This window comes from Xanthomonas cannabis (genome assembly GCF_040616535.1).
GTDB lineage: Bacteria > Pseudomonadota > Gammaproteobacteria > Xanthomonadales > Xanthomonadaceae > Xanthomonas > Xanthomonas cannabis.
In genome coordinates this window covers 1,206,820-1,230,312 of the sequence record NZ_CP136580.1, presented here as the reverse complement: position 1 = coordinate 1,230,312, position 23,493 = coordinate 1,206,820, and the positions used below count along the sequence as shown (strand labels likewise).

Here is a 23,493-nt window from a genome sequence, read left to right as displayed (position 1 = left end):
GGACCCTTGGCGGCATGGATGCCGCCACGGAGCTACATGGACGTACTTGCAGCGTGTCCCGCGATGGTGGGCGGGCAAGGGCCCTGCAGCCAAGACACAGATCAACCGCTATACAAGTGATCGATCCGCACGATGCAATCACGCCAAAACAAACCACGATTGAAGCAAAGCGTCGTTTAAACAGGCGGCGAAGAATACACGTAGCCACTCTTGCCGCCTCACCCCTTCACAGCCGACTCGTCAGAGCCGCTGTTTAGTTCATCGCCATCACGGCCAGGTGACCGTCGCCGTCGCCACCAGATGGTTTTGTGAATTCTGCCGGCCAAAACCGAATTCGGCTGCTTCGCTGGTGTCGTAATAACCCACGGTCAGGCCCAGCGGGCCGAAGGTCTTGCCCACGTTGACGCCGAAATCGTTGTAGTCGTGGTCCACCTTGCTGAGTGCGGCGGTATAAATGCTGTGCCCGGCATGGGCGCCGATGGTGAAGTTGTGCGGCAATGCCCAATTGGCATCCAGCGCGTAGTAATAGCCGTCCGTGTCGGTGCCGTACAGATCGTTGGTGTAGGCAAGGGTCAGGCTGTAGATTTTCAGGAATGTGGTCTTGGTGATCAGCTCGGCGTAGTTGGATGCGCCCGCGCCCAGGTACTGATAGCGGTTCACCATCACATCCAGGTTGAAGTTGGCGCTCAGGTCGGTGTTGTAGCCGACGAAGCCGTCCACTTCCCAATCCGGATCGCCAGCGCCGTAGTCGACATTGGAACCCCAGGTGCCGACATAAAAGCCATACGGCAATTTGTAGGTCAGCCCGGCCTGGAACGCCGGGTCTTCGTTGGTCTGCGAGATACCGCGGAACAGGTAGTCGCTGGTCACCGCAAAGGTCCCGCTGAGTGGCGGGGCAGGCGCGTCTTCCTCCTGCGCCTGTGCCAGCGGCACGACAGACAACAACAGCAACGACAGACAACAGGCGAGCGGGGTCTGCTTCATGGGGCATCTCCTGGAGCGATGGGCGGGCGGATGGCGCGAAGCGAGCTGCACTGACTTCTTAGTCGAACTGTCATTGCAGCGCAACATGAACGTCGCGCTCGCTGGATCCAGCGCACATCCTGCAGAAGCCGATGACGCCGATCAGGCCTTCGTCTCATCGACCGGCAGAGCCGAATCTTGATGGGACGGGAGTGGAGATTGGGGATTGGCCACAGCGAAGAGAATCCCTGCGGTGCCCTAATCCCTATCACCCATCCCGATTCCCGGCTGGTACCAGCCGGCCAGGTCAGGCCGGAAACACCCCGTAGTGGCGCGCTGCCAGGCGTAGTTGCTGCCCTGGCTGAAAACTTCCGGCCGACGCCGGCAGCTCCACCTCTACCTCGTTGCCTGCCGGCTCCAGCGTCGCGCGCAGGCGCAGACGCGCCCCGCTACGCTGCGACCAGGCCACCGTGGCCGGCCAGCCCGCCTCGTCGGGGACCAGGTCCTCCGGACGCACGTATACCTCGACCGGACCTGCGGCCAGGGCCGCATTGGCCGCGGGCAGCGCATGCCCGGCCACCTGGATCTGCCCCTGCGCCAGCACCCCGGGAATGCGGTTCACCGCCCCCACGAACGAGTACACGAATGGCGAGGCCGGCTTGTCGTAGATCATCGCCGGCGTGTCGAGCTGCTCGATGCGGCCGCGGTTGAGGATGGCCACGCGGTCGGCCAGTTCCAGCGCTTCTTCCTGATCGTGGGTCACGAACACCGTGGTCAGGCCGGTGCGCTCGTGCAGCTCGCGCAGCCAGCGCCGCAGGTCGCGACGCACCTGCGCATCCAGCGCACCGAACGGCTCGTCCAGCAGCAGCACGCGCGGCTCGATCGCCAGCGCGCGCGCCAATGCCACGCGCTGCCGTTGGCCGCCGGAGAGCTGGGTGGGATAGCGCTGCTCCAGGCCCTGCAACTGCACCAGCGCCAACAGCTCTTCCACGCGTGCACGGATGCGCGCTTCGGCCCAGCGCTCGTTGCCACGCCGCACGCGCAGCCCGAAGGCGATGTTCTCGAACACGTCCATGTGCTTGAACAGCGCATAGTGCTGGAACACGAAGCCGACCCGGCGCGATTGCACGCTCATGCGGGTGGCGTCTTCGTCGCCAAACAGCACCTGCCCTCCATCGGCATGCTCCAGCCCGGCCATGATCCGCAGCAAGGTGGTCTTGCCCGAACCTGAGGGACCGAGCAGGGCCAGCAACTCGCCCTGGCGCACGTCCAGGGTGATGTCGTCCAGCGCGGTGAAGGTGTCGAACTGCTTGCGCAGGCGGTGGATGCGGATACCCATGGTCACCTCAGTGGCGGTGGTTGGCGGCCAGCGCATCGCCGTGCCGCCATTCCAGATATGTCTTCAACGCCAGCGTCAGCAGCGCGGTCAAGGCCAGCAGCGAGGCGCAGGCAAATGCGGCGCTGTAGGCGTATTCGTTATAGAGAATTTCCACGTGCAGCGGCAGCGTGTTGGTGCGCCCGCGAATATGCCCGGACACCACCGATACCGCACCGAACTCGCCCATCGCGCGCGCCGCGCACAACAGCACGCCGTACAGCAGGCCCCAGCGGATATTGGGCAGGGTCACCCGCCAGAACATCTGCCAGCCGCTCGCACCCAGGCTCAGTGCAGCCAGCTCTTCGTCGCTGCCCTGCTGCTCCATCAGCGGCATCAGCTCGCGCGCGATGAACGGGAAAGTGACAAACGTCGTTGCCAACACGATGCCCGGCAACGCGAACACGATCCGCGGCAGCTGGATCACGAATTCGCCCAGCGCCGGCAGCTGCACCCGCCACCCTTCGTCGATCAGCGGCCAGGCCCAGCCACTGCGCCCGAAGATCAGCACGAAGATCAGGCCCGCCACCACCGGCGACACCGAGAACGGCAGGTCGATCAAACTGACCAGCAGGCGTTTGCCCCGGAACTGATGCTTGCTGATGGCCCATGCCGCAGCGACGCCAAAGACCAGGTTCAGCGGCAACACGATCGCGGTCACCATCAGCGTCAGCTTGATCGCCGACAACGCATCCGGGTCGACCACTGCGCGCAGGAAGGTATCCCAGCCGCCACGCAACGCCTCGGCGAACACCAGCACCAGCGGCAGCAGCAGGAACGCCAGCAGGAAGGCCAACGCGCCCAGGATCATCAACCACTGCACCCAGCGCGGCTCGTTGGTGGCCGAGTCGGTGATGCGGCGCGCCTGCTCGGTCATCGTGCGTGTCTGCAACAGGGAGGGCAACGATGAGACAGCATCGCTCATGCGGGCCTCCGTTGATAGCGCAGCAGGCGTGCCTGCAACGTATTGACCAGCAGCAGGATCACGAACGACAGCAGCAACATGGCCGCCGCAATCGCGGTGGCGCCGGCGTAGTCGAATTCTTCCAGCCGGATGGTGATCAGCAGCGGCGCGATCTCGGTGGCATTGGGCAGGTTGCCGGCAATGAAGATCACCGAGCCGTACTCACCCACCCCGCGCGCAAACGCCAGCGCAAAGCCGGTCAGCACCGCAGGCCACAGCCCCGGCAGCACTACCCGCCACACCGTCTGCCAGCGCGAGGCGCCCAGCGTGGCGGCAGCCGCTTCCAGCTCCCGCTCGCTTTCGGCCAGCACCGGCTGCACCACCCGCACCACGAACGGCAGGCCCACGAATACCAGCGCCAGCACGATGCCCAGCTGAGTGTAGGCCACCTTGATGCCGATCGCCTCCAGCCAACGCCCGACCCAGCCGTTGCCGCCATACAACGCGGTCAACGCAATACCGGCCACTGCCGTGGGCAACGCGAACGGCAGATCGATCACCGCATCGAACAAGCGCTTGCCCGGAAAGCTGTAGCGCACGAACACCCATGCCACCCAGGTGCCCATCACCGCATTGAAGGCACCGGCCGCAAACGCGGTGCCGAAGCTCACCTGCAATGCCGACAGCACGCGCGGCTCGCTCCAGACCTTCCACAACCCCTCCCAGCCCAGCCCACTGGTCTTGATGAAAATCCCCAGCAGCGGGATCAGCACGATCAGGCCCAGCCAGGTCAGGGTGATGCCCAGACTCAGGCCCAGCCCCGGCATCACGCGCCGGCGCGATGGCGACACCGTGCCGGATGCAACCGATGTCTGCATGGCTACTTCTTGGCCTGGATCTGGTCGAACAGACCGCCGTCGGCAAAGTGTTCCTGCTGTGCCTTGTCCCACGAGCCGAAGGCCTGCTGGATGGTCACCAGCTTGATGTCGGGAAAGCGGGCCACATCCGCCGGATCGGCGAACTCCGGATGCCGCGGGCGATAGAAGTGCTTGGCAGCCAGCTTCTGGCCTTCCGGTGCATACAGGTAACGGAGATAGGCCTCGGCCACATCACGGGTGCCGTGCTTGTCCACGTTCTTGTCCACCAGCGCCACCGACGGCTCGGCCAGGATCGACAGCTTCGGTACCACGATCTCGAACTTGTCCTTGCCCAGTTCCTCGCGCGCCAGCAGCGCCTCGTTTTCCCAGGCCAGCAGTACATCGCCGATCCCGCGCTGGACGAAGGTGGTGGTGGCGCCGCGTGCACCGGTATCGAGCACCGGCACGTTACGGAACAGGGCCTGCATGTAGCGCAGGATGCGCTCGCGGTCGCCCTTGAAGATGTGGTCGGCATAGGCCCAGGCGGCCAGATAGTTCCAGCGCGCACCGCCGGAGGTCTTCGGGTTCGGCGTCACCACCGCCACGCCCGAGCGCAGCAGGTCCGGCCAGTCGTGGATATTTTTTGGGTTGCCCTTGCGCACCAGGAACACGATCGTCGACGTGTAAGGGGCGCTGTTGTCCGGCAGCCGCTTTTCCCAATCGCTGTCGATCAGCTTGGCCTTTTCGGCAATCGCGTCCACGTCGTAGGCCAGCGCCAGGGTGACCACATCGGCTTCGATGCCGTCGATGACCGCCCGCGCCTGTTTGCCCGACCCGCCATGCGAGGTTTCCACGGTCACCGTGTCCTGCGGATGCTGCTGCTTCCACTGGGCTGCGAAGGCGGTGTTGTAGTCGCGGTAGAACTCGCGGGTGGGGTCGTAGCTCACGTTGAGCAGCCCGATATCGCGCGCGCCGGCCGGGCCGGCCAGCGCCAGCAGCGTGCAGAACAGGGAAGCAAGACGGATACGGGGGTGTGTCACAACGATCTCCTGGCCGGTGGGCGCAGCTGAACAGCAAGCATGCCATGCTGCGCAGCGGCACGCGGGCGGTGAAATGACATCCACGCCGCCGCTTATGCCGATTTTGCATGACGTAGTGGTATGCCATTGTGATCGTTAACATTGCGCTTCTTTCTTTGCCACAGCGACCGCCATGACCCGTCCGCCTGCCGCGCTCACCGCCCACTACGCCGCCGAACTGGAGACCCTCCAGTCCCAGGGCCTGTTCAAGTCCGAGCGCATCATCACCGGCCCGCAGTCGGCCCGGATCACCCTGGCAGACGGCCGCAGCGTGCTGAACTTCTGCGCCAACAACTACCTGGGCCTGGCCGACCACCCGGACATCATCCAGGCCGCCAAGGACGCGCTGGACACGCATGGCTTCGGCATGGCGTCGGTGCGTTTCATCTGCGGCACCCAGGACCTGCACAAGCAACTGGAACGCACCATCGCCGAGTTTTTCGGCACCGAAGACACCATCCTTTACGCGGCCTGCTTCGACGCCAACGGCGGCCTGTTCGAACCATTGCTCGGCGAAGCGGATGCGATCATTTCCGACGCGCTCAACCATGCCTCCATCATCGACGGCGTGCGCCTGTGCAAGGCCAAGCGTTTCCGTTACGCCAACTGCGACATGGCCGACCTGGAAGCGCAACTGCAGGCCGCCGACGCGGCCGGCTGCAAGACCAAGCTGATCACCAGCGACGGCGTGTTCTCGATGGACGGCTTCATCGCCCCGCTGGACGAGATCACTGCCCTGGCCCGCAAGTACAACGCGCTTGTGCACATCGACGAATGCCACGCCACCGGCTTCCTGGGCGCCAGCGGTCGTGGCTCGGCCGAGGTCAAGGGCGTGCTGGACCAGATCGACATCTTCACCGGCACCCTGGGCAAGGCCATGGGCGGCGCACTGGGCGGCTTCACCACCGCAAGGCGCGAAGTGATCGAGCTGCTGCGCCAGCGTTCGCGACCCTACCTGTTTTCCAACTCGCTGCCGCCGCACGTGGTGGCCGCCGGCATCAAGGCGTTCGAGATGCTGGACGCGGCCGGCGAGCTGCGCACGCAGCTGGTGGAGAACACCCGCTACTTCCGTGAGCGCATGACCGCGGCCGGCTTCGATCTCAAGCCCGGCGTGCACCCGATCAGCCCGGTGATGCTCTACGACGCGCCATTGGCGCAGAAGTTTGCCGAGCGCCTGCTCGAAGAAGGCATCTACGCCATCGGCTTCTTCTTCCCGGTGGTGCCCAAGGGGCAGGCGCGCATCCGCACCCAGATCAGCGCCGCACACACCCGCGAGCACCTGGATCAGGCCATCGAGGCCTTCATCAAGATCGGCCGCGAACTGGACGTCATCAAGTCCTGAGCATGCGCACGGTCCTGCGCCAACGGCTCCTGCTCGCGGCGCAGACCGATGCCCAGGCGCAGCTGCTTGCCGATCGCTGGGAAACCCGCTGCCTGCATTGCCGGCGGCGCCTGCAGGTCCGTGCCGACGGCGAGCCGCTCGGCCACACCACCCTGGAACACGTGGTGCCGCAGGCCTGGTTCGGCCGGCGCGCCGCCGCCGCGCTCTGCGCGCTGGTCGGCGACGCCCCCAATGACGCACGCAATCTCGCGCTGGCCTGTGCCAGCTGCAACCACGCCAAGGGGCGGCGCCATGACGCCAACGGTGCTGGCGATGCGCGCGCTGTCGAAGTGGTCGGCGCCTTGCTCAGCGCGCGCCTGGCGCGCTGGCGGGAGCCGACATCAGCGCCCGGACTTCCGCCGCACTGAGCTCGCGCCAGGCGCCCTTGCCCAGCGCCCCCATTGCCAGCGAACCGATCGCCACGCGCACCAGCCGCAGCACACCGATATCCACGGCCGCCAGCAGCCGGCGGATCTGCCGGTTGCGGCCTTCGTCCAGCACGATCTCCAGCCAGGCATTGCGCTCGCCTTCGCGCAACAACCGCACCTGTTTGGCGCGCAGCAACGCACCGTCGCCGTCCGGGTCGGGGTCGACCACCCCGGCCTGCAGTTGCGCCAGCCGCTCGGCGCTCGGGCGGCAATCGATCTGCACGTGATAGGTCTTGTCCGGCCCGCTACCCGGGTCGGTCACTGCCGCGGCCCAATGCGGGTCATTGCTGAAGAGCAGCAGCCCCTCGCTGGCCTTGTCCAGCCGCCCCACCGGCGCGATCCACGGCAGACCAGCGCCATCGAAGCAGCGGTAAACGGTGTCCCTGCCCTGCTCGTCGCGGGCCGTGGTCACCACACCGCGCGGTTTGTTGAGCATCAGGTACAGGCGCGCAGGCCCGGCCAGCGGCTGACCATCGACGGTGATGGATACCTGCTGGTCGGTGCGGATCGGAAACTCTGGGTCGCGGATCACCCGCATGGCGACGCTGACCCGCCCATCGACGATCCAGCGCGCCGCTTCGGTGCGCGAACACACACCCAGCTTGGACAACACCCGCGCCAGCCCGTGGCGTGGCGCAGAGTGATTGGCACCTGCAGCCGATGCACGCACGCCGCGCACCGGTGCAGCCGAGGCGCGCTGACGAGGCCGGGACGTCGCCGGCGGTGGTCGCCGGGTCATGCCGTCCCGACCGTGCGGCTTACTTGGTTTCGACCGGCTTGACGTCGGCAGCAGGCGCAGCCGGCGCCGGTGCGGCCACCGGACGCGCCTTGACCACGCGCACGCCGCGCGCCTTCATCCAGGCGTCGAATTCTTCGGCGGTCATGCGCTTGCCGTTCTGGCTCATGTCAAAGCGCCACGGCGTGTTGTCGAAGGCGGTCGTGGCCTTGTAGGCCGCCGGATCGTTCGGGTTGACGGTGCCGCCCGGTGGAATGACCTTGGCCAGGTCCTGGCAGCCTTCCACGCGCAGGCGCAGCAGTACGCGGTCGACCGATTGATCACTGCTGTACGGCTGTGCCAGCACGCCGGTGGGCATGCCCAGCTGCACGCTGCGGGCATAGAACTCGGCAGCGGCCGGCGCGATGACGGTGGCGGGCAACGGCAGCGGCTGGGAGACCGTGTTGCCGGCGCAGTTCGGTGCGGCGTAGGCGGCGGGAATCAAGGCGAGACAGAGCAATCCTGCCGAAGCGGTACGCAGCATCGTGGTTCTTCCAGTAAGAGTGTGGTGTCGACGCGGCGAGTGTAGGCAGCGATGAACGCTGTTTCAACAGGAACCGCATATCGATGGCAACGCAGACAGCATGGCGGTCCGGCTGCCGCTGAATTCGGGAGTTTTCGGATCACACATAGACAAAACCCGGCGCGAGGCCGGGTTTTGTATGAAGCAAGCCAGCGGCCAGATTAGTTCTGGACGTTCAGCTCGGTACGACGGTTCTTCGCACGGCCTTCCGGATTGTCGGAACCATCCGGGTTGGCGTTCGGAGCAATCGGACGGCTCTCGCCGTAGCCGATCGGGCCGACCAGACGCGACGCATCGACGCCGTTCTTGGTCAGGTAGTCGTACACGGTGGTCGCACGACGCTCGGACAGCTTCTGGTTGTACGCGTCGGTACCCTTCGAGTCGGTGTGACCGGCAACCTCGACCTTCAGGTCGGGGTAACGCTTCAGGATCTCGGTCGCTTCGCTCAGGATCGACACGGCATCCGGACGCAGGGTCGACTTGTTGAAGTCGAAGTTCACGCCCTTCAGGTCGATCGAGACAGGAACCGGGCAACCGTCCGGACCGATGGTCTGGCCAGGCTGCGAGTTCGGGCACTTGTCGTCGCAGTTGTTGACGCCGTCACCGTCGTCATCCAGATCGGCGCAGCTCGGAGCAACCGGAGCCGGAGCCGGCGGCGGAGCGGTCGACGGAGCCGGTCCCAGCGGGATCACGACGCCGACCGAAGCCAGCACGTCGCCGAACCAGTCTTCCTGCGGAGCAGCAACGCTCTGGTCGTTGAAGTCGGCGCGATAGGCCAGTTCAGCACGCACGGCGACGCGCTTGTCGAAGGTGGTCTGCAGACCGACACCAGCCTTGGCGGCAAAGTTGCCGTCCTTCTGCTGGCCCGGCGACACCGGGTTCGGGGTCGCGTCGAATTCTTCTTCCGAACGCTGGTAGCCCAGACCGAACAGCAGGTAGGGGTTCCAGCCGCGGCCTTCCTGGATGAAGTGGCGACGCAGGTCGAACGAGATGCCGTACTGGCTCCAGTTCTGGTCCTGGTTGGCGTCGAAGTTCGGGTTCTGGTAGTTCAGTTCACCGTCGATCGACCAGTTCGGGCTGACAAACTTGCCCAGGCCCAGGGTGACGAACGGAGCATCATTGGTCAGGCGATCGCTGTCCTGGAAGTTGAAGCCAGCGCTACCGGTCAGGTACCAACGGTCATCGAACTCCTGCGCGGAAGCAGCCTGGGCCACTGCCAGACCGCCGAGCAACGCGGCAGTGAGAATTTTCTTGTTCATTTATACAGCTCCTTCTTTGGGAGATAAAACCGATAGAGGCGGTGTTCTTGGTAAAGATGCTCGTCACATCCAGAGCCATCGGGGCGCAGATTAAGCCGGCCTCGGTGAAGATCGCGTTAACGGTCATATAACATGTGAAAGCAATCGCCAGGGCCGCCGAGCCCACTCGATATTACGTATACAGTTTCATGAAGAAAAGGGCCCGGCGCTCACTTTCGCTTATCGAAGCACATGAACATCAGCCGAATCGAGGCGATTGAAGACGGTTCCATGCAAGGCACTTTCCGGTGCCCCAGCGTGGCAGGAAAACCACATAGGTGAACGCCAGGCCCCGTGCGAGCTGAATTGTGGGGTGCGTGGTTGCAGCGCACTGACTTCACAACGCACCCTGAACTTCCCATCAGGAGCGTCCCGATGAAAGCCGTCGCCCTCACTAGATACTTGCCGATCGACGACCCCGCATCGCTGCTTGACATTGAGCTACCAAGCCCCGGAGCGCCCTCGGGGTATGACTTATTGGTACGGGTGGAGGCGATCTCCGTGAATCCGGTCGACACCAAGGTACGCGCGTCCACGCCGCAGGCCTTGCCCGAGCCGATGATCCTGGGCTACGACGCGGCCGGAGTGATCGAAGCGGTTGGTCCGGAGGTCACCGCGTTTGCGGTAGGCGATGAGGTGTATTACGCCGGCGATGTCGGCCGGCCGGGCAGCAACGCGCAGTTCCAGTGGGTGGATGCACGCATTGCCGGCTGCAAGCCGACCTCGCTCAGCTTTGCGCAGGCAGCGGCATTGCCGCTGACCACCCTGACGGCCTGGGAGCTGCTGTTCCAGCGCATGCCCTTCGCCTTCGACGGCGCGCGTCAACGCGGCAGGCATCTGTTGATCATCGGTGGCGCTGGTGGCGTTGGGTCGATCGCGATCCAGTTGGCACGGCATGCCGGCTTCACGGTGATCGCGACTGCATCGCGCCCGGAGAGCATCGAATGGGTTCGGCAAATGGGCGCTCATCATGTGATCGACCACCATCGGCCGCTGCACGCGCAGTTACAGGCACTGGGCCTGCAGACCGTGGACGCGGCGCTGAATCTGGCCGATACCGACCGCTACTGGCAGCAGTTGGGCGAAGTCCTGGCACCGCAAGGACATGTCGGCCTGATCGTGGAGCCGCGCGGTGCGCTGACCATTGGCGGCCCCTACAAGTCCAAGTGCATCGGCATCCATTGGGAGCACATGTTCGCGCGGGCGCGCCACGCGACCGACGACATGGTGGAACAGCACCGCATCCTCAACCGCGCCGCGAGCCTGATCGATGCCGGCGAGCTACGCACGACGCACACCGAGACGCTGTCGCCGATCAACGCCGAGAATCTGCGCCAGGCGCATCGGCGCCTGGAAAGCGGCAGCACGATCGGCAAGCTGGTGCTGGCCGGCTGGTAACCGCATCGGCGGCTACGCCACCGCTTGCACGGCAGAGGCAGCGGACGCGCGGCACGCTGCCGACGCCTGCCATCCGGTGACGACGAGCGCCAGGATCTGGCCCCGCTGCGGCTGCATGGGCAGACGGTACGCAAGAAGGCAGTGGCGCGCACGGAGGGCGCGAAAGTGCCTGCGGCGCCGTCGCGAAGCGAAATCCGCTACCGGGGCTTGCCGCCACGCCCGTTTGACGGCATCGTGCGCACTCCGTACGCCAGCGTATCCATCTCATGTCGCCCGCCACCGGCCCTTCCGCCTTCCCGCACCTGTTCACCCCGCTCGATCTGAGCTTTACCCAACTGCGCAACCGGGTCCTGATGGGCTCGATGCACACCGGGCTGGAAGACCGCGCGCGCGATTTCCCCAAGCTGGCCGCGTATTTTGCCGAGCGCGCCGAGGGCGGTGTCGGCCTGATCGTGACCGGCGGTTTCTCGCCGAACGTGGTGGGCTGGCTCAAACCTTTCGGCGGCAAGCTGTCGTGGCCCTGGGAAGTACGCCCGCATCGCCAGGTCACCCGGGCGGTGCACGCGCACGGCGCCAAGATCTGCCTGCAACTGCTGCACGCCGGGCGCTATGCCTACCATCCGTTGTCAGTGGCGCCTTCCAAACTGCAGGCGCCGATCAACCCCTTCACCCCGCGCGCGTTGTCGGCATCGGCAGTAGATCGGCAGATTGCCGCGTATGCCCGCGCAGCGCGGCTGGCACGCGAGGCCGGCTACGACGGCGTGGAGGTGATGGGATCGGAAGGCTATCTGATCAACGAGTTCACCGCCGCGCGTACCAACAAGCGCAGCGACGCCTGGGGCGGCGACGCAGCCAAACGCATGCGCTTTGCCGTGGAGATCGTGCGCCGCATCCGCGAGGCCTGCGGAGAGGACTTCATCATCATCTACCGGTTGTCGTTGGTGGACCTGGTCGAGGACGGCAACCAGTGGCAGGAAATCCTGGCACAGGCGCAGGCGATCGAAGCGGCCGGCGCGACCATCATCAACTCCGGCATCGGCTGGCACGAGGCGCGCATTCCGACCATTGCCACCTCGGTTCCGCGCGCCGCATTCGCCAGCGTGACCGCCAAGCTCAAACCGCACCTGCGCATTCCGGTGGTGGCCAGCAACCGCATCAACATGCCGGAGGTGGCCGAGCGCATCCTCGCCGACGGCGCGGCGGACATGGTGTCGCTGGCACGGCCGTTGCTGGCCGACCCGCAGTGGGCCAACAAGGCGCGCGCCGGGCAATCGCACACCATCAATACGTGTATCGCCTGCAATCAGGCGTGCCTGGACCATGTATTCGAAAACAAGCTGGCCACCTGCCTGGTCAACCCGCGCGCCGTGCACGAAACCGAGCTGGTCTACGCACCCACGGCCACGCCCAAGCGCATCGCCGTGGTCGGCGCCGGACCCGCGGGCCTGGCGTGCGCGACGGTGGCGGCAGAACGCGGTCACCGGGTGACGCTGTTCGATGCGAGCAGCGCCATCGGCGGCCAGTTCAACGTGGCAAAACGCATTCCCGGCAAGGAAGAATTCACTGAAACGCTGCGCTATTTCAGCCACCGCATCGAGGCCACCGGCGTGCAGCTGCGACTGCAGACGCGCGCGCAGGCAGACGACCTGAAGGACTTCGACGAGGTGGTGCTGGCAACCGGTATCGAGCCGCGCAAGGTGGACTTTCCCGGCGCCGATCATCCGATGGTGGTCAGCTATCTGGACGTGGTGCTGGGCCGCCACGTCGCCGCCGGCAAGGTGGCGATCATCGGAGCCGGTGGAATCGGCTTCGATGTCGGCGAATTCCTGGTGCACGAGGGTGCGTCGGTATCGCTGGATCCACAGCGCTGGATGGCCGAATGGGGCGTGGATCCGACCTTCGAGGCCCGCGGCGCGCTGTGCAAACCGCAGCCTGAGCGCCCTGCCCGCCAGGTCTGGCTGTTGCAGCGCAGCCCCGGGCGCCCCGGCGCGCGGCTGGGCAAGACCACCGGCTGGATCCACCGCGCAACGCTCAAGGCCAAAGGCGTCAAGATGCTCGGTGGTGTGGAGTACCTGGGGGTGGACGATGCCGGCCTGCGCATCCGCGTGGACGGCAGCGAGCAACTGCTCGACGTGGGCACGGTGGTGGTCTGCGCCGGTCAGGAGCCGCGGCGCGAATTGCTTGCCGCGCTGCAGGCCAACGGTCAGCAACCGCATCTGATCGGCGGCGCAGACGTGGCCGCCGAACTGGATGCCAAGCGTGCCATCAACCAGGCCAGCCGACTCGCTGCCACGTTGTAAACAACCCAACTCGAACGACGCCGGTGCGCCGAGAGCTGCCTTCATACCGTGGCGCAGCTTCGGTCATTGTGCATCTGACGATAAAGCGCATGCGGCTTGTGCTTGTATGCCGGAACGCGTCCTTGCCGACGTGAGTGGTTTTGTCGTGCGTCGTGCGCAATGACATCGTGCGTTGCAACGGTCTCTTGTGACAGAAAAGCGCGCATGCGTATTCGCTGTCGAACACGCAGTGCGTGCAGGCCGTGTGAACTAAAAAAGGTGCGCGCGCCATCGTGCTTGCGCTGCATTGCCTGCCGTTTCGCAAAGCGCGCGTGTCGCTCTGCCGATGCGACGCGTGCAGCGTGTTGCGATGCGTGAGCCGGCACCTGCGCAACGTAGGCGCAGCCGCGCTGACGCCACGTCAACCCCGCCCATTCAGCCACGATTGTGTGATCGGCGCCTACCTTGCGCCAACTTTTTGACCCACCCACTTGGTGGGCACCTCCGGTAGATCTCTCTTCGCCGGAGACCGGGCGGCCCGTGACAGGTCGCCTCCCCATGACGCCAAGCCCTTCGCACTGGTGCACCCACATTGGGCGCTCTGCGGATCGGCCCATACGGAGCAAGGAGTTCTATGAAACTGGCTTGGATACTCTGGCTGTCGCAATTATTGCCGCAGCCTGCTGCAGATTCGTTGTGTTTGAGTACCACCGTCTACCTGGAAGCGCGCGACCAGACCTTGCGTGGCCAGCAGGCCGTTGCAGAAGTTGCGTTGCGTCGGCTGGATAGCGGGCTGTGGGGCGACTCGATGTGCCAGGTGGTGACCGCGCGCAAGCAGTTCGCACCCACCATCGTCTCTCCGGGTACGCAGTTGAAGAATGACGATGCCTGGAACAAGGCATTGGGCGTGGCCCTGGCTGCGGAACGCAACTGGGCGTTGCCCGTGGGGCAGCGCAAGGAGATCGTGCCAGGCGCGAGCCACTTCGCCGCCAGTGCAATCGCCAGCCCGAGCTGGCGTAACGCCTATCAGGTTGCCACCATCGGCGACCACACGTTCTACCGCGTGCAGAAGCTGCGTCCGCGCACTGCGTCTTGACCGACATCCCTGCCTTGCAGTGCGCTGCGGCGTGTCGTTACCGCCGCCCGCATGCACGCAGTGTTTGCCGCCGTTCCCACGGATAACGATCTACTGCATCGCGCTGCACGTGATATCGCGTGATGCACGCAGGCGTCCGCGGTGCGCCGCCAGTAGATCACTACGCGTGACGATGCCGACCACGCGCAATGTTTGCGCCCCGTCGACGACCACCAACCGCCCCACCCCGGCATCGCTCATGTGATCGGCGGCATCGCGCAACGAGTGCTCTTCACCGATTACCACCGGTGCGCGTTGCACGAGTGCGCAGAGCGGCAGGTCGTCTGCGTGGCGGGAATCGAGCAGATCGCAGCGTGTCAGCACGCCCCGCAGCGCACCGTCGGATCCGATCACGGGGAAGCCGTGATGGGTGATGCCTGCTGCGCCACTGCTCAACCACTGGCGTACCTCGTGCAGGGTTTGCGTCTCATGCAGGCTCACCACGTCGCGGCTGCACACGGTACGCACGGCAATCTGATCCAGGTGATCCGCACTGTAGTCCGATGGAACGCGAACACCGCGACGCACGATTTTTTCAGTCATGATCGTGTGCTGCATCATCAGGCCCGACACCAGATACGCCGCCGCGCAGGCACCCAACAACGGCACTAACCCGTGCGTTTGCTGCGTGGCTTCGAAGGCAAAGATCACCGACGCCAGAAATGCGCGTGATGCGCCTGCAAACATCGCCGCCATGCACACCAGTGCCGCCATTCGCGGATCCACGCCCAGGACGGGCGCATACGTCGCCAACGCGATCCCCAGCACGCCACCCAATGCGCCGCCGATGGTGAACAACGGTGCGAGCGTGCCGCCGGACGTGCCGCTGCCCAGCGCCACCGACCAGGACACCAGCTTGGCAACGCACAGCACCAGCATCGTGCCCAGCCCCGCGCTGCCGCCCAGCACGAAAATGATGTTGTCGTAGCCCACACCCAACGTGCGCGGCACCCAATAGCCGACAATGCCGACGACCAGGCCACCAATCGCAGGCCACCACATCCAGTGCACCGGAATCCGCTCGAACGCGTCTTCGATGCCGTAGGTCAGACGCGTCACCCCAACGCTGATCGCACCGACCAGCGCGCCCATCGCGACATAGGCGAACAATGCGCTCAGCATCGCCGGCGGCAATGCCGGCATCGGAAATACCGGCCCGCTGCCTTCGAACACAGCATGCATCGCAGCGCCGACCATCGCAGCCAATGCCACCGGAATCAACGAGCGCGCGCGGCGTTCGAACAGCAGCAATTCGATCGCCAGGACCACCGCTGCGATCGGTGTCGCAAAGATCGCGGCCATGCCCGCGGCTGCACCTGCGGCAAGCAAGGTCTTGCGCTCGTCGGCAGTGACATGCAGCCGCTGCCCCAGCAGCGAACCGAGCGCGCCACCGGTGGCGATGATCGGCCCTTCCGCACCAAACGGCCCGCCAGTCCCGATCGCCACCGCAGACGATGTCGGCTTGAGCCAGGTCATGATCGGCGGAATGCGGCTGTCGTTGCGCAACACCTGTTCCATCGCTTCGGGAATGCCGTGCCCGCGAATCGCGCGCGAGCCATAGCGGGCCATGATGCCGACGATCACTCCACCGATCACCGGCACTGCAATGGCCAAGGCACCCAGTGCGTGTCCTGCCGGGCTGACCATCTCGGTGCGCAGGCGCCCGAAGTACGCAAGATTGGTCACCAGTCCGATCAACGCGGTGAGCACCTGCGCCACGCCGGCCACCACGAACGCCAGCATCACACTCAGGCTGGCGATCCAGATTACGCGACGTTCCAACGGTGGAGATTGTTGCGGCAAGTGGGCCTGCACCTGCGCGGTGCCCAACGATGGGACAAGCGGAATCGCCGCGCGTGATTGCGTGGTGGGAGCAGAGTCGTTCAAGGGGGAAACGCCAGAAAATGCGACGCGGCAAAGGCTACGCCGATCACCTCGTAGTAGCTGGCTGGAACTTAAATCGGCGCGCGCACCGCATCGGCGAGGCATGTCGTTCAATCGCGCACGCGACCTCCCACGCGCCAGGCAGGACACCGCAACAAAGACGTCTAGCTCTTTCTCTCGTCGCATCGAGCCGGCGGCGCCCTACATGCGCCACCTGGCTCGCCTTGCATGCGCATTCGATGGCCACACGCAGCCGCCCGCCCCCCGCGCGCGACCGGCCGGACGACCGCACGGCAGCGGCATACACCCGCCTAGAAGCGGCTGACAACACCACTGTGCAGCCGCCAGGCGGGCGCGGTCGGCGCCCGGAATCGGCATGTACCACGCGTACTCCGGTTCCGAGCGCGCTGTCCACAGCTAGCTGACGACTGCTCGCTACGTTCTGTTGGCTGCTCTAAGCTTGCGCACCTGTTCCTCATTGGATTGACCATGAAGCTTTACACCAAGCCGGGCGCCTGTTCGCTGGCAGATCACATCGTGTTGCGTTGGTCCGGGCTGCCCTTCGACCTGGTCGTGGTCGATGCAGCCACCATGAAGTCGCCCGAGTATCTGCGCCTGAACCCGGCCGGTGCGGTGCCACTGCTGGTCGTCGACGACTGGGCCTTGACCCAGAATGCCGCCATCCTCAACTACATCGCCGACATCGCCCCGCTTACCGGCCTGGGCGGCGATGGCAGCGCGCGCAGCCGCGCCGAGATCAATCGCTGGATCGCCTTTTCGAATGCCGATGTGCATCCGGCCTTCAAGCCCATCTTCGGCAGCACCGCCTATCTGCAGGACGAGGCCTTGATTGCGCGCAGCCAAGACGACGCACGCAGCAAGTTGCGCACGCTCTACACCCGCGTCGATGCACATCTGCAAGACCGCCAGTGGCTGGCCGGCGACAGCCATACCGGAGCCGATGCCTATCTGTTCGTGACGGTGCGTTGGGCCAACAAGGCAGGCGTGGATCTGAGCGGGCTGAGCGCACTGGATGCCTTCTTCCAGCGCATGCAGGCCGACGCCGATGTGCAGGCTGCGCTGTCGGCCGAAGGCCTGGCGTAAACGCCACCGCTGCCTGGTGACGCGACGTGGCTGCCAGCGATGTGCATCGCTGAAGATGCACGTCGCAAGGCACCCCGCCTCAGGCGCACCATCGCCGTGCATCGCATCGCTTGGCGAAACCAGCGGCATGCAGCCACAAAAAAACGCCGGGCAGTGCCCGGCGTTTTTTACTTGCGACACACGTATGACTCAGCCCAGCAGGTGCGACACGCCGCTGCGCTCTTCTTCCAGCTCGGCCAGGGTCTTGTCGATGTACTTCTGGCTGAAGTCGTCGATCGGCAGATCCTTGACGATGGTGTACTTGCCGTTTTCGGTGGTGACCGGGAAGCCGAACATCACGCCCTCCGGAATGCCGTAGGAACCGTCCGACGGCACGCCCATGGTGACCCACTTGCCGTTGCTGCCCAGCACCCAGTCGCGCACGTGATCGATGGCCGCATTGGCAGCCGACGCAGCCGAGGACAGGCCACGGGCTTCGATGATGGCCGCGCCGCGCTTGCCCACGGTCGGGATGAAGGTGGACGCATTCCATTCCTGGTCGTTGATCGCATCGCCGATGGAGGCGCCGTCAGCGGTGGCGAAACGGTAGTCCGGGTACATGGTCGGGCTGTGGTTGCCCCACACCACCAGCTTTTCGATGCCGCCGACCGGCTTGCCGAGCTTGGCCGAGAGCTGGCTCAGCGCGCGGTTGTGGTCCAGGCGCAGCATGGCGGTGAAATTCTTCGGGTCCAGGTCAGGCGCCGACTTCATCGCGATATAGGCATTGGTGTTGGCCGGGTTGCCGACCACCAGCACCTTGACGTCGCGCTTGGCGACCTTGTTCAACGCCGCGCCCTGCGCGGTGAAGATCTCCGCATTGGCCAGCAGCAGGTCCTTGCGCTCCATGCCAGGGCCGCGCGGACGCGAACCCACCAGCAAGGCGACATCGACGTCCTTGAATGCCACTTCGGCGTCGTCGGTACCGACCATGCCGGCCAGCAGCGGGAACGCGCAATCTTCCAGTTCCATCATCACGCCCTTGAGGGCGGCCTGCGCCTTCTCGAGCGGCAGTTCAAGCAACTGCAGGATGACCGGCTGATCCTTGCCCAGCATTTCGCCCGAGGCGATACGGAACAGCAGGGCATAGCCGATCTGGCCGGCGGCGCCGGTCACAGCAACACGAACAGGTGCTTTCATGGGGTGTTTCCTCTGCTAAAAAGCGTTGGTGGGGGTGGCGCGCTGGCGGGGCCCAGGGCCTGGCGGCGCGCGTTGACAAGCGAACGGCCGCACAGGGCGGCCGTTCGACAGGATGCGATCAGGCGGCGAGGATCTTGTTCCACTCCGCAACGCGGTCGGCCTTGGCGGCCAGCACGGCGTCGGTATCGCCTTCGATGGTGAGGGTGTTGATGGTGTCGCCCTGGGCAACGCTATCGACCACGTCCAGGCCCTGGGTGACCTTACCGAACACGGTGTGCTTGCCGTCCAGCCACGGCGTGGCGGTGTGGGTGATGAAGAACTGGCTGCCGTTGGTGTTGGGGCCGGCATTGGCCATGGACAGCACGCCGCGCTCGTGGCCGACGCCGTTATTGGTCTCGTCTTCGAACCGGTAACCCGGGCCGCCGCGGCCGGACCCTTCCGGGCAGCCGCCCTGGATCATGAAGTCGGCGATGACGCGGTGGAAGCTCAGGCCGTTGTAGAAGCCGCGCTTGGCCAGGTTGACGAAGTTGGCAACGGTCAGCGGCGCCTTCTCCGGGTACAGCTCGACGACGATCGGGCCGCGGGACGTGTCGAAAGTGGCGATCAGGGACATGGAAATCCTTGCAGGTTCTGGGGTGATCAACAGCCCATTAGGATACACCCGGGCGCGTGGACGACCGCGCGGATACGACCATGGTCCAACGCTCCTGCCTGCCACCGCGCCCGGTCCGTCACGCTGGCTGAATGGGCGATCTGAATCGACTTTGGTCAATTGGCAACGGCAGCGCAACGAAACCGCTATAATGTCGGGCTTACCTCATCTCAAGACTGGCGCCAGACAGGGGCCCTTTCCGCATGTCCATTGAAAAACTCCGCAATATCGCCATCGTCGCGCACGTCGACCATGGCAAGACCACCCTCGTCGACTGCCTGCTGAAGCAGTCCGGCACCCTGTCCGAACGCACCGTCTTGGCTGAGCGCGTGATGGACAGCAACGACCAGGAAAAGGAACGTGGCATCACGATCCTGGCCAAGAACACCGCCATCACCTGGCAGGGCAACCGCATCAACATCGTCGACACCCCGGGACACGCCGACTTCGGTGGCGAAGTCGAGCGCGTGCTGTCGATGGTGGACTCGGTGCTGATCCTGGTCGACGCGATGGACGGCCCGATGCCGCAGACCCGCTTCGTGACCCAGAAGGCCTTCGCGATGGGCTTCAAGCCGATCGTGGTGGTCAACAAGATCGACCGTCCCGGCGCACGCCCGGACTGGGTGATCGACCAGGTGTTCGACCTGTTCGACAAGCTCGGTGCCACCGACGAACAGCTGGACTTCCCGATCGTCTACACCTCCGCACTGAACGGCTACGCCAGCCTGGATTCGGACGTGCGCGACGGCGACATGACTCCGCTGTACGAAGCGATCATGCAGCACGTGTCGGCCCCGGACGTTGACCCGGACGGCCCGTTCCAGATGCGCATCAGCCAGCTGGACTACAACAACTTCGTCGGCGTGATCGGCATCGGCCGCATCCAGCGCGGCGTGCTGAAGAAGAACATGCCGGTCAGCGTGATCGACCGCGAAGGCAAGAAGCGTCAAGGCAAGGTGCTGCAGGTGCTGGGCTTCCTCGGCCTGGAACGCATCGAGCAGGACACCGCCGAGGCTGGCGACATCGTGGCCATCTCCGGCATCCAGGAACTGACCATCTCCGACACCGTGTGTGCGCTCGATCACCCCGAAGCGCTGCCGGCGCTGACCGTGGACGAGCCCACCATCTCGATGACCTTCCAGGTCAACAACTCGCCGTTCGCCGGCAACAAGGACTTGTCCGGCGGCAAGTTCCTGACCAGCCGCCAGCTGCGCGACCGTCTGGACCGCGAGAAGGTGCACAACGTGGCACTGAAGGTCGAGGAAGGTTCCGACGCCGACAAGTTCCTGGTCTCCGGCCGTGGCGAACTGCACCTGTCGGTGCTGATCGAAAACATGCGCCGTGAAGGCTACGAGCTGGCCGTGTCGCGCCCGGAAGTCATCATCAAGGAAATCGACGGCAAGCTGATGGAGCCGATCGAACAGCTGGTGGTGGACATCGAAGAACAGCACCAGGGCGGCGTGATGGAAAAGCTGGGCACCCGCAAGGGCCAGCTGAAGAACATGGAGCCGGACGGCAAGGGCCGCGTGCGTCTGGATTACATGATCCCGGCGCGCGGCCTGATCGGCTTCCAGAACGAATTCCGCACCCTGACCCAGGGCTCGGGCCTGCTGTTCCACGTGTTCGACCATTACGGTCCGAAGGAACAGGGCGCCATCGCCAAGCGCCAGAACGGCGTGATGATTGCCAATGCACCGGGCGCAACGCCGGCCTATGCACTGGGGCCGTTGGAAGAGCGTGGCCGCCTGTTCGCCGCTGAAGGCGACAACGTGTACGAAGGCCAGCTGATCGGCATCCACTCCAAGGACAACGATCTGACCGTCAACGCCATCAAGACCAAGCCGCTGACCAACATGCGCGCTTCGGGCAAGGACGATGCGATCAAGCTGACCCCGGCAATCAAGTACACGCTGGAACAGGCGCTGGACTTCATCGAGGACGACGAGCTGGTGGAAGTCACCCCGAAGGAAATCCGCCTGCGCAAGAAGTTCCTGACTGAAAGCGACCGTAAGCGCGCTGGCCGTTCCGGCTAAGCACTGACGACCACTGTCGTGAGCAACACGCCCTACAGCCCGGATGCGCGCGCGCATCCGGGCCTCCACGCGATCGCCTTGCTGGAGGCGGTCAAGGGCACGCTTGCGTTGCTGGCGGCGACGGGCCTGGAAATTCTGGGCCCGCTTCCGTTGCAGCATGCGGTCAGTACGCTGATCCGCCGTTTCAATCTGGACCCCGACCACGGCGCACTGCCGTCGTTGCTCAAGACCATCAACCCCGATGCCGTACACCTGGCTGCCGCGGCCATGCTGGCCTATGGCCTGCTGCATGTGGTCGAAGCGTGGGGCCTGTGGCGTGCCCGGGCCTGGGCCTCGGTGCTGGGCTGCCTGTCGGCGGCCATCTATCTGCCTTTCGATATCTACGCCATCGTCCGCCATCCCGGCTGGACCGCCTGGGCCGTGCTGGCGATCAATCTGATCGTGGTCGGCGTATTGGCGCGCGATCTGGTCCGGCGTCGGCGCCGCTGACCCGCCCTGCCCGTCTGCGGGCACGTCTTATCCGTTGTCACCCCGACGCAGCGGCGTTAGCCTGCGGACAGTTCCCGGGGAAGATCATCCATGCGATCCACCGTCCTGTCCTTTGCGCTGTCGCTGGCCTTGTGCAGCTGCGCGCATGCCGATGACCCGGCACGCCCGGCAACCGCAGCCGCTCCGTCTACCGCTACGCTCGATCTGGTCGATGCCGATGTCGCCGGCCTGCAGGCCCGCATGCGTGATGGCAGCACCACCAGCCTGGCGCTGACGCGCGGCTATCTGCAGCGGATCGCCAGCATCGACCACGCCGGCCCGCAGCTCAACGCCGTGATCGAACTCAATCCACAGGCCGAAGCCGATGCGCGCACGCTGGATGCAGAGCGCCGCGCCGGCCGCGTGCGCGGGCCGCTGCATGGCATTCCGGTGCTGCTCAAGGACAACATCGACGCGCTGCCCATGGTCAACAGTGCCGGCTCGCTGGCCCTGGCCGGATCCCGCCCGACACGCGACGCCTTCCTGGTGCAGCGCCTGCGGGCGGCCGGCGCCGTGATCCTGGGCAAGACCAACCTGAGCGAGTGGGCCAACTTCCGCTCCACCCAGTCCAGCTCCGGCTGGAGCGCCCGCGGCGGGCTGACCCGCAATCCGTATGCGCTGGACCGTAACCCGTGCGGCTCCAGCGCCGGCACCGGCGCGGCGATCGCCGCCAGCCTGGCCACGCTCGGCATCGGCACCGAAACCGATGGCAGCATCACCTGCCCGGCCGCGGTCAATGGCCTGGTCGGACTCAAGCCGACCGTTGGCCTGGTCAGCCGCGACGGCATCATTCCAATCTCGGCCAGCCAGGACACCGCCGGGCCGATGACGCGCAGCGTGGCCGACGCGGCCGCGCTGCTTCAGGCCATCGTCGCACCCGACCCGCAGGACCTGGCCACGCGCACTGCGCCGTTGTCCACTCCAGACTATCTCGCCCACCTCAAACCCGACGGCCTGCGCGGCGCGCGCCTGGGCCTGCTGCGCAATCCACTGCGCGAGGATCCCGCGATCGCCGCCGCATTGGATCGCGCCGTACAGACCTTGCGCGCGGCAGGTGCCACGGTGGTTGAGGCTGCCCTGGTCACGGATGGCAAGTGGGATGCTGCTGAGCAGATGGTCTTACTGGTCGAATTCAAGGCCGGCTTGAATGCCTACCTGCGCAGCCATGCCGCGCCGGTCAAGGATCTGGAGGCCCTGATTGCCTTCAATCGCGCCAATGCGCAGCGCGAAATGCTTTACTTCGGCCAGGAGTTGTTCGAGCAGGCGCAGGCTGCGCCGGGCCTGGAGGACCCGGGCTATCTGCGCGCGCGTGCCAGCGCCAGACGGCTCGCTGGCGAACAAGGCATCGACGCGGCCTTGAAGGCCGACCGCCTGGACGCGCTGATCGTGCCGACCACCGGCGCCGCCTGGGTCACCACGCTCGGCAAGGGCGACACCTTTCCCGGTGCCGGCTACGGCGCCGCGGCAGTGGCCGGGTATCCAAGCCTGAGCGTGCCGATGGGGCAGACCCAAGGCTTGCCGCTCGGACTGCTATTCATGGGCACTGCCTGGAGCGAGCCTCGCCTGATCGAACTGGCCTATGCCTACGAGCAACGCAGCCACGCGCGGTTCGCGCCCGGCTACGCGCCGAGCGCACCGCCGGCGGCACCGGGCGCATCGCAACCGAAGACGGCCGACTGACTACACCGCAAGGCAACGCGGCGGCGGTACGGACATCGACG

The 23,493-nt window shown here is 65.4% G+C and carries 19 protein-coding genes, 1 other RNA gene and 1 pseudogene; 10 read left to right on the top strand and 11 right to left on the bottom strand.

Going from position 1 to position 23,493, the window contains the following annotated elements:
• Nucleotides 1-267: 267 nt before the first annotated feature.
• From RZV17_RS05265 to RZV17_RS05245, 5 genes and pseudogenes are all read right to left on the bottom strand, one after another.
• Entirely contained in the window at nucleotides 268-984 is a 717-nt protein-coding gene (locus tag RZV17_RS05265) for a TorF family putative porin (protein WP_166750195.1), read from the bottom strand.
• 286 nt (nucleotides 985-1,270) lie between these two features.
• Complete coding sequence (locus RZV17_RS05260) at nucleotides 1,271-2,302, bottom strand: sulfate/molybdate ABC transporter ATP-binding protein (protein ID WP_166750350.1); 1,032 nt, start codon at nucleotides 2,300-2,302, stop codon at nucleotides 1,271-1,273.
• A gap of 7 nt (nucleotides 2,303-2,309) precedes the next feature.
• Nucleotides 2,310-3,263 (bottom strand): sulfate ABC transporter permease subunit CysW, encoded by a 954-nt coding sequence (gene cysW / locus RZV17_RS05255; RefSeq protein ID WP_047695388.1) that lies wholly within the window; start codon nucleotides 3,261-3,263, stop codon nucleotides 2,310-2,312.
• Nucleotides 3,260-4,120, bottom strand: a complete 861-nt coding sequence (cysT, locus tag RZV17_RS05250) for a sulfate ABC transporter permease subunit CysT (protein WP_104581671.1) — start codon at nucleotides 4,118-4,120, stop codon at nucleotides 3,260-3,262. Before cysT ends, cysW begins: the two co-directional genes overlap by 4 nt.
• A gap of 2 nt (nucleotides 4,121-4,122) precedes the next feature.
• A pseudogene (locus RZV17_RS05245) lies at nucleotides 4,123-5,219 on the bottom strand (sulfate ABC transporter substrate-binding protein).
• Between the two features lie 92 nt (nucleotides 5,220-5,311).
• Between RZV17_RS05245 and kbl the strand changes: the two are divergent.
• Together kbl and RZV17_RS05235 are read left to right on the top strand one after the other, a co-directional pair.
• Nucleotides 5,312-6,520 (top strand): glycine C-acetyltransferase, encoded by a 1,209-nt coding sequence (gene kbl / locus RZV17_RS05240; protein ID WP_047695385.1) that lies wholly within the window; start codon nucleotides 5,312-5,314, stop codon nucleotides 6,518-6,520.
• A gap of 2 nt (nucleotides 6,521-6,522) precedes the next feature.
• The gene (locus RZV17_RS05235; protein ID WP_166750197.1) at nucleotides 6,523-6,927 is read left to right on the top strand and encodes an HNH endonuclease; all 405 of its coding nucleotides are present in this window, start codon (nucleotides 6,523-6,525) and stop codon (nucleotides 6,925-6,927) included.
• Here the strand turns inward: RZV17_RS05235 and RZV17_RS05230 are convergent.
• The 3 genes from RZV17_RS05230 to RZV17_RS05220 form a co-directional block, all read right to left on the bottom strand.
• The gene (locus tag RZV17_RS05230) at nucleotides 6,866-7,726 is read right to left on the bottom strand and encodes a pseudouridine synthase (RefSeq protein WP_355607711.1); all 861 of its coding nucleotides are present in this window, start codon (nucleotides 7,724-7,726) and stop codon (nucleotides 6,866-6,868) included. The genes RZV17_RS05235 and RZV17_RS05230 overlap by 62 nt on opposite strands.
• A 19-nt stretch (nucleotides 7,727-7,745) precedes the next feature.
• Nucleotides 7,746-8,246: a hypothetical protein gene (locus RZV17_RS05225; RefSeq protein ID WP_039413182.1), complete on the bottom strand. Its 501-nt coding sequence runs from the start codon at nucleotides 8,244-8,246 to the stop codon at nucleotides 7,746-7,748.
• A gap of 200 nt (nucleotides 8,247-8,446) precedes the next feature.
• Nucleotides 8,447-9,544, bottom strand: coding sequence for an OmpA family protein (locus tag RZV17_RS05220; protein ID WP_029219243.1), 1,098 nt, complete (start codon nucleotides 9,542-9,544; stop codon nucleotides 8,447-8,449).
• 414 nt (nucleotides 9,545-9,958) lie between these two features.
• Between RZV17_RS05220 and RZV17_RS05215 the strand changes: the two genes are divergently transcribed.
• From RZV17_RS05215 to RZV17_RS05205, 3 genes are all read left to right on the top strand, one after another.
• Entirely contained in the window at nucleotides 9,959-10,981 is a 1,023-nt protein-coding gene (locus RZV17_RS05215; protein WP_355607707.1) for a zinc-binding alcohol dehydrogenase family protein, read from the top strand.
• 266 nt (nucleotides 10,982-11,247) lie between these two features.
• The gene (locus tag RZV17_RS05210) at nucleotides 11,248-13,281 is read left to right on the top strand and encodes an NADPH-dependent 2,4-dienoyl-CoA reductase (RefSeq protein WP_355607704.1); all 2,034 of its coding nucleotides are present in this window, start codon (nucleotides 11,248-11,250) and stop codon (nucleotides 13,279-13,281) included.
• Between the two features lie 613 nt (nucleotides 13,282-13,894).
• Entirely contained in the window at nucleotides 13,895-14,356 is a 462-nt protein-coding gene (locus RZV17_RS05205; RefSeq protein ID WP_039413190.1) for a cell wall hydrolase, read from the top strand.
• 90 nt (nucleotides 14,357-14,446) lie between these two features.
• Here the strand turns inward: RZV17_RS05205 and RZV17_RS05200 are convergent, their stop codons facing one another.
• Complete coding sequence (locus RZV17_RS05200; RefSeq protein WP_355609190.1) at nucleotides 14,447-16,384, bottom strand: chloride channel protein; 1,938 nt, start codon at nucleotides 16,382-16,384, stop codon at nucleotides 14,447-14,449.
• A 271-nt stretch (nucleotides 16,385-16,655) separates the two neighbouring features.
• On the opposite strand from RZV17_RS05200, the gene RZV17_RS05195 reads away from it, so the two are divergent.
• Nucleotides 16,656-16,730, top strand: a non-coding RNA gene (locus tag RZV17_RS05195) — sX9 sRNA.
• A 38-nt stretch (nucleotides 16,731-16,768) separates the two neighbouring features.
• A complete protein-coding gene (locus tag RZV17_RS05190; RefSeq protein WP_039413192.1) occupies nucleotides 16,769-17,383 on the top strand; it encodes a glutathione binding-like protein in 615 nt (204 codons plus the stop codon).
• 189 nt (nucleotides 17,384-17,572) lie between these two features.
• Here the strand turns inward: RZV17_RS05190 and RZV17_RS05185 are convergent, their stop codons facing one another.
• Together RZV17_RS05185 and RZV17_RS05180 are read right to left on the bottom strand one after the other, a co-directional pair.
• The gene (locus tag RZV17_RS05185; protein WP_039413194.1) at nucleotides 17,573-18,559 is read right to left on the bottom strand and encodes a malate dehydrogenase; all 987 of its coding nucleotides are present in this window, start codon (nucleotides 18,557-18,559) and stop codon (nucleotides 17,573-17,575) included.
• A 118-nt stretch (nucleotides 18,560-18,677) separates the two neighbouring features.
• Nucleotides 18,678-19,172 (bottom strand): peptidylprolyl isomerase, encoded by a 495-nt coding sequence (locus RZV17_RS05180; RefSeq protein WP_039413197.1) that lies wholly within the window; start codon nucleotides 19,170-19,172, stop codon nucleotides 18,678-18,680.
• A gap of 242 nt (nucleotides 19,173-19,414) precedes the next feature.
• Here RZV17_RS05180 and typA point away from each other — a divergent pair, with 242 nt between their 5' ends.
• From typA to RZV17_RS05165, 3 genes are all read left to right on the top strand, one after another.
• A complete protein-coding gene (gene typA, locus RZV17_RS05175; RefSeq protein WP_039413200.1) occupies nucleotides 19,415-21,244 on the top strand; it encodes a translational GTPase TypA in 1,830 nt (609 codons plus the stop codon).
• Between the two features lie 18 nt (nucleotides 21,245-21,262).
• Nucleotides 21,263-21,733: a DUF2127 domain-containing protein gene (locus tag RZV17_RS05170; RefSeq protein WP_047695379.1), complete on the top strand. Its 471-nt coding sequence runs from the start codon at nucleotides 21,263-21,265 to the stop codon at nucleotides 21,731-21,733.
• A gap of 105 nt (nucleotides 21,734-21,838) precedes the next feature.
• Nucleotides 21,839-23,452 (top strand): amidase, encoded by a 1,614-nt coding sequence (locus tag RZV17_RS05165; protein WP_355609187.1) that lies wholly within the window; start codon nucleotides 21,839-21,841, stop codon nucleotides 23,450-23,452.
• Nucleotides 23,453-23,493 lie beyond the last annotated feature (41 nt).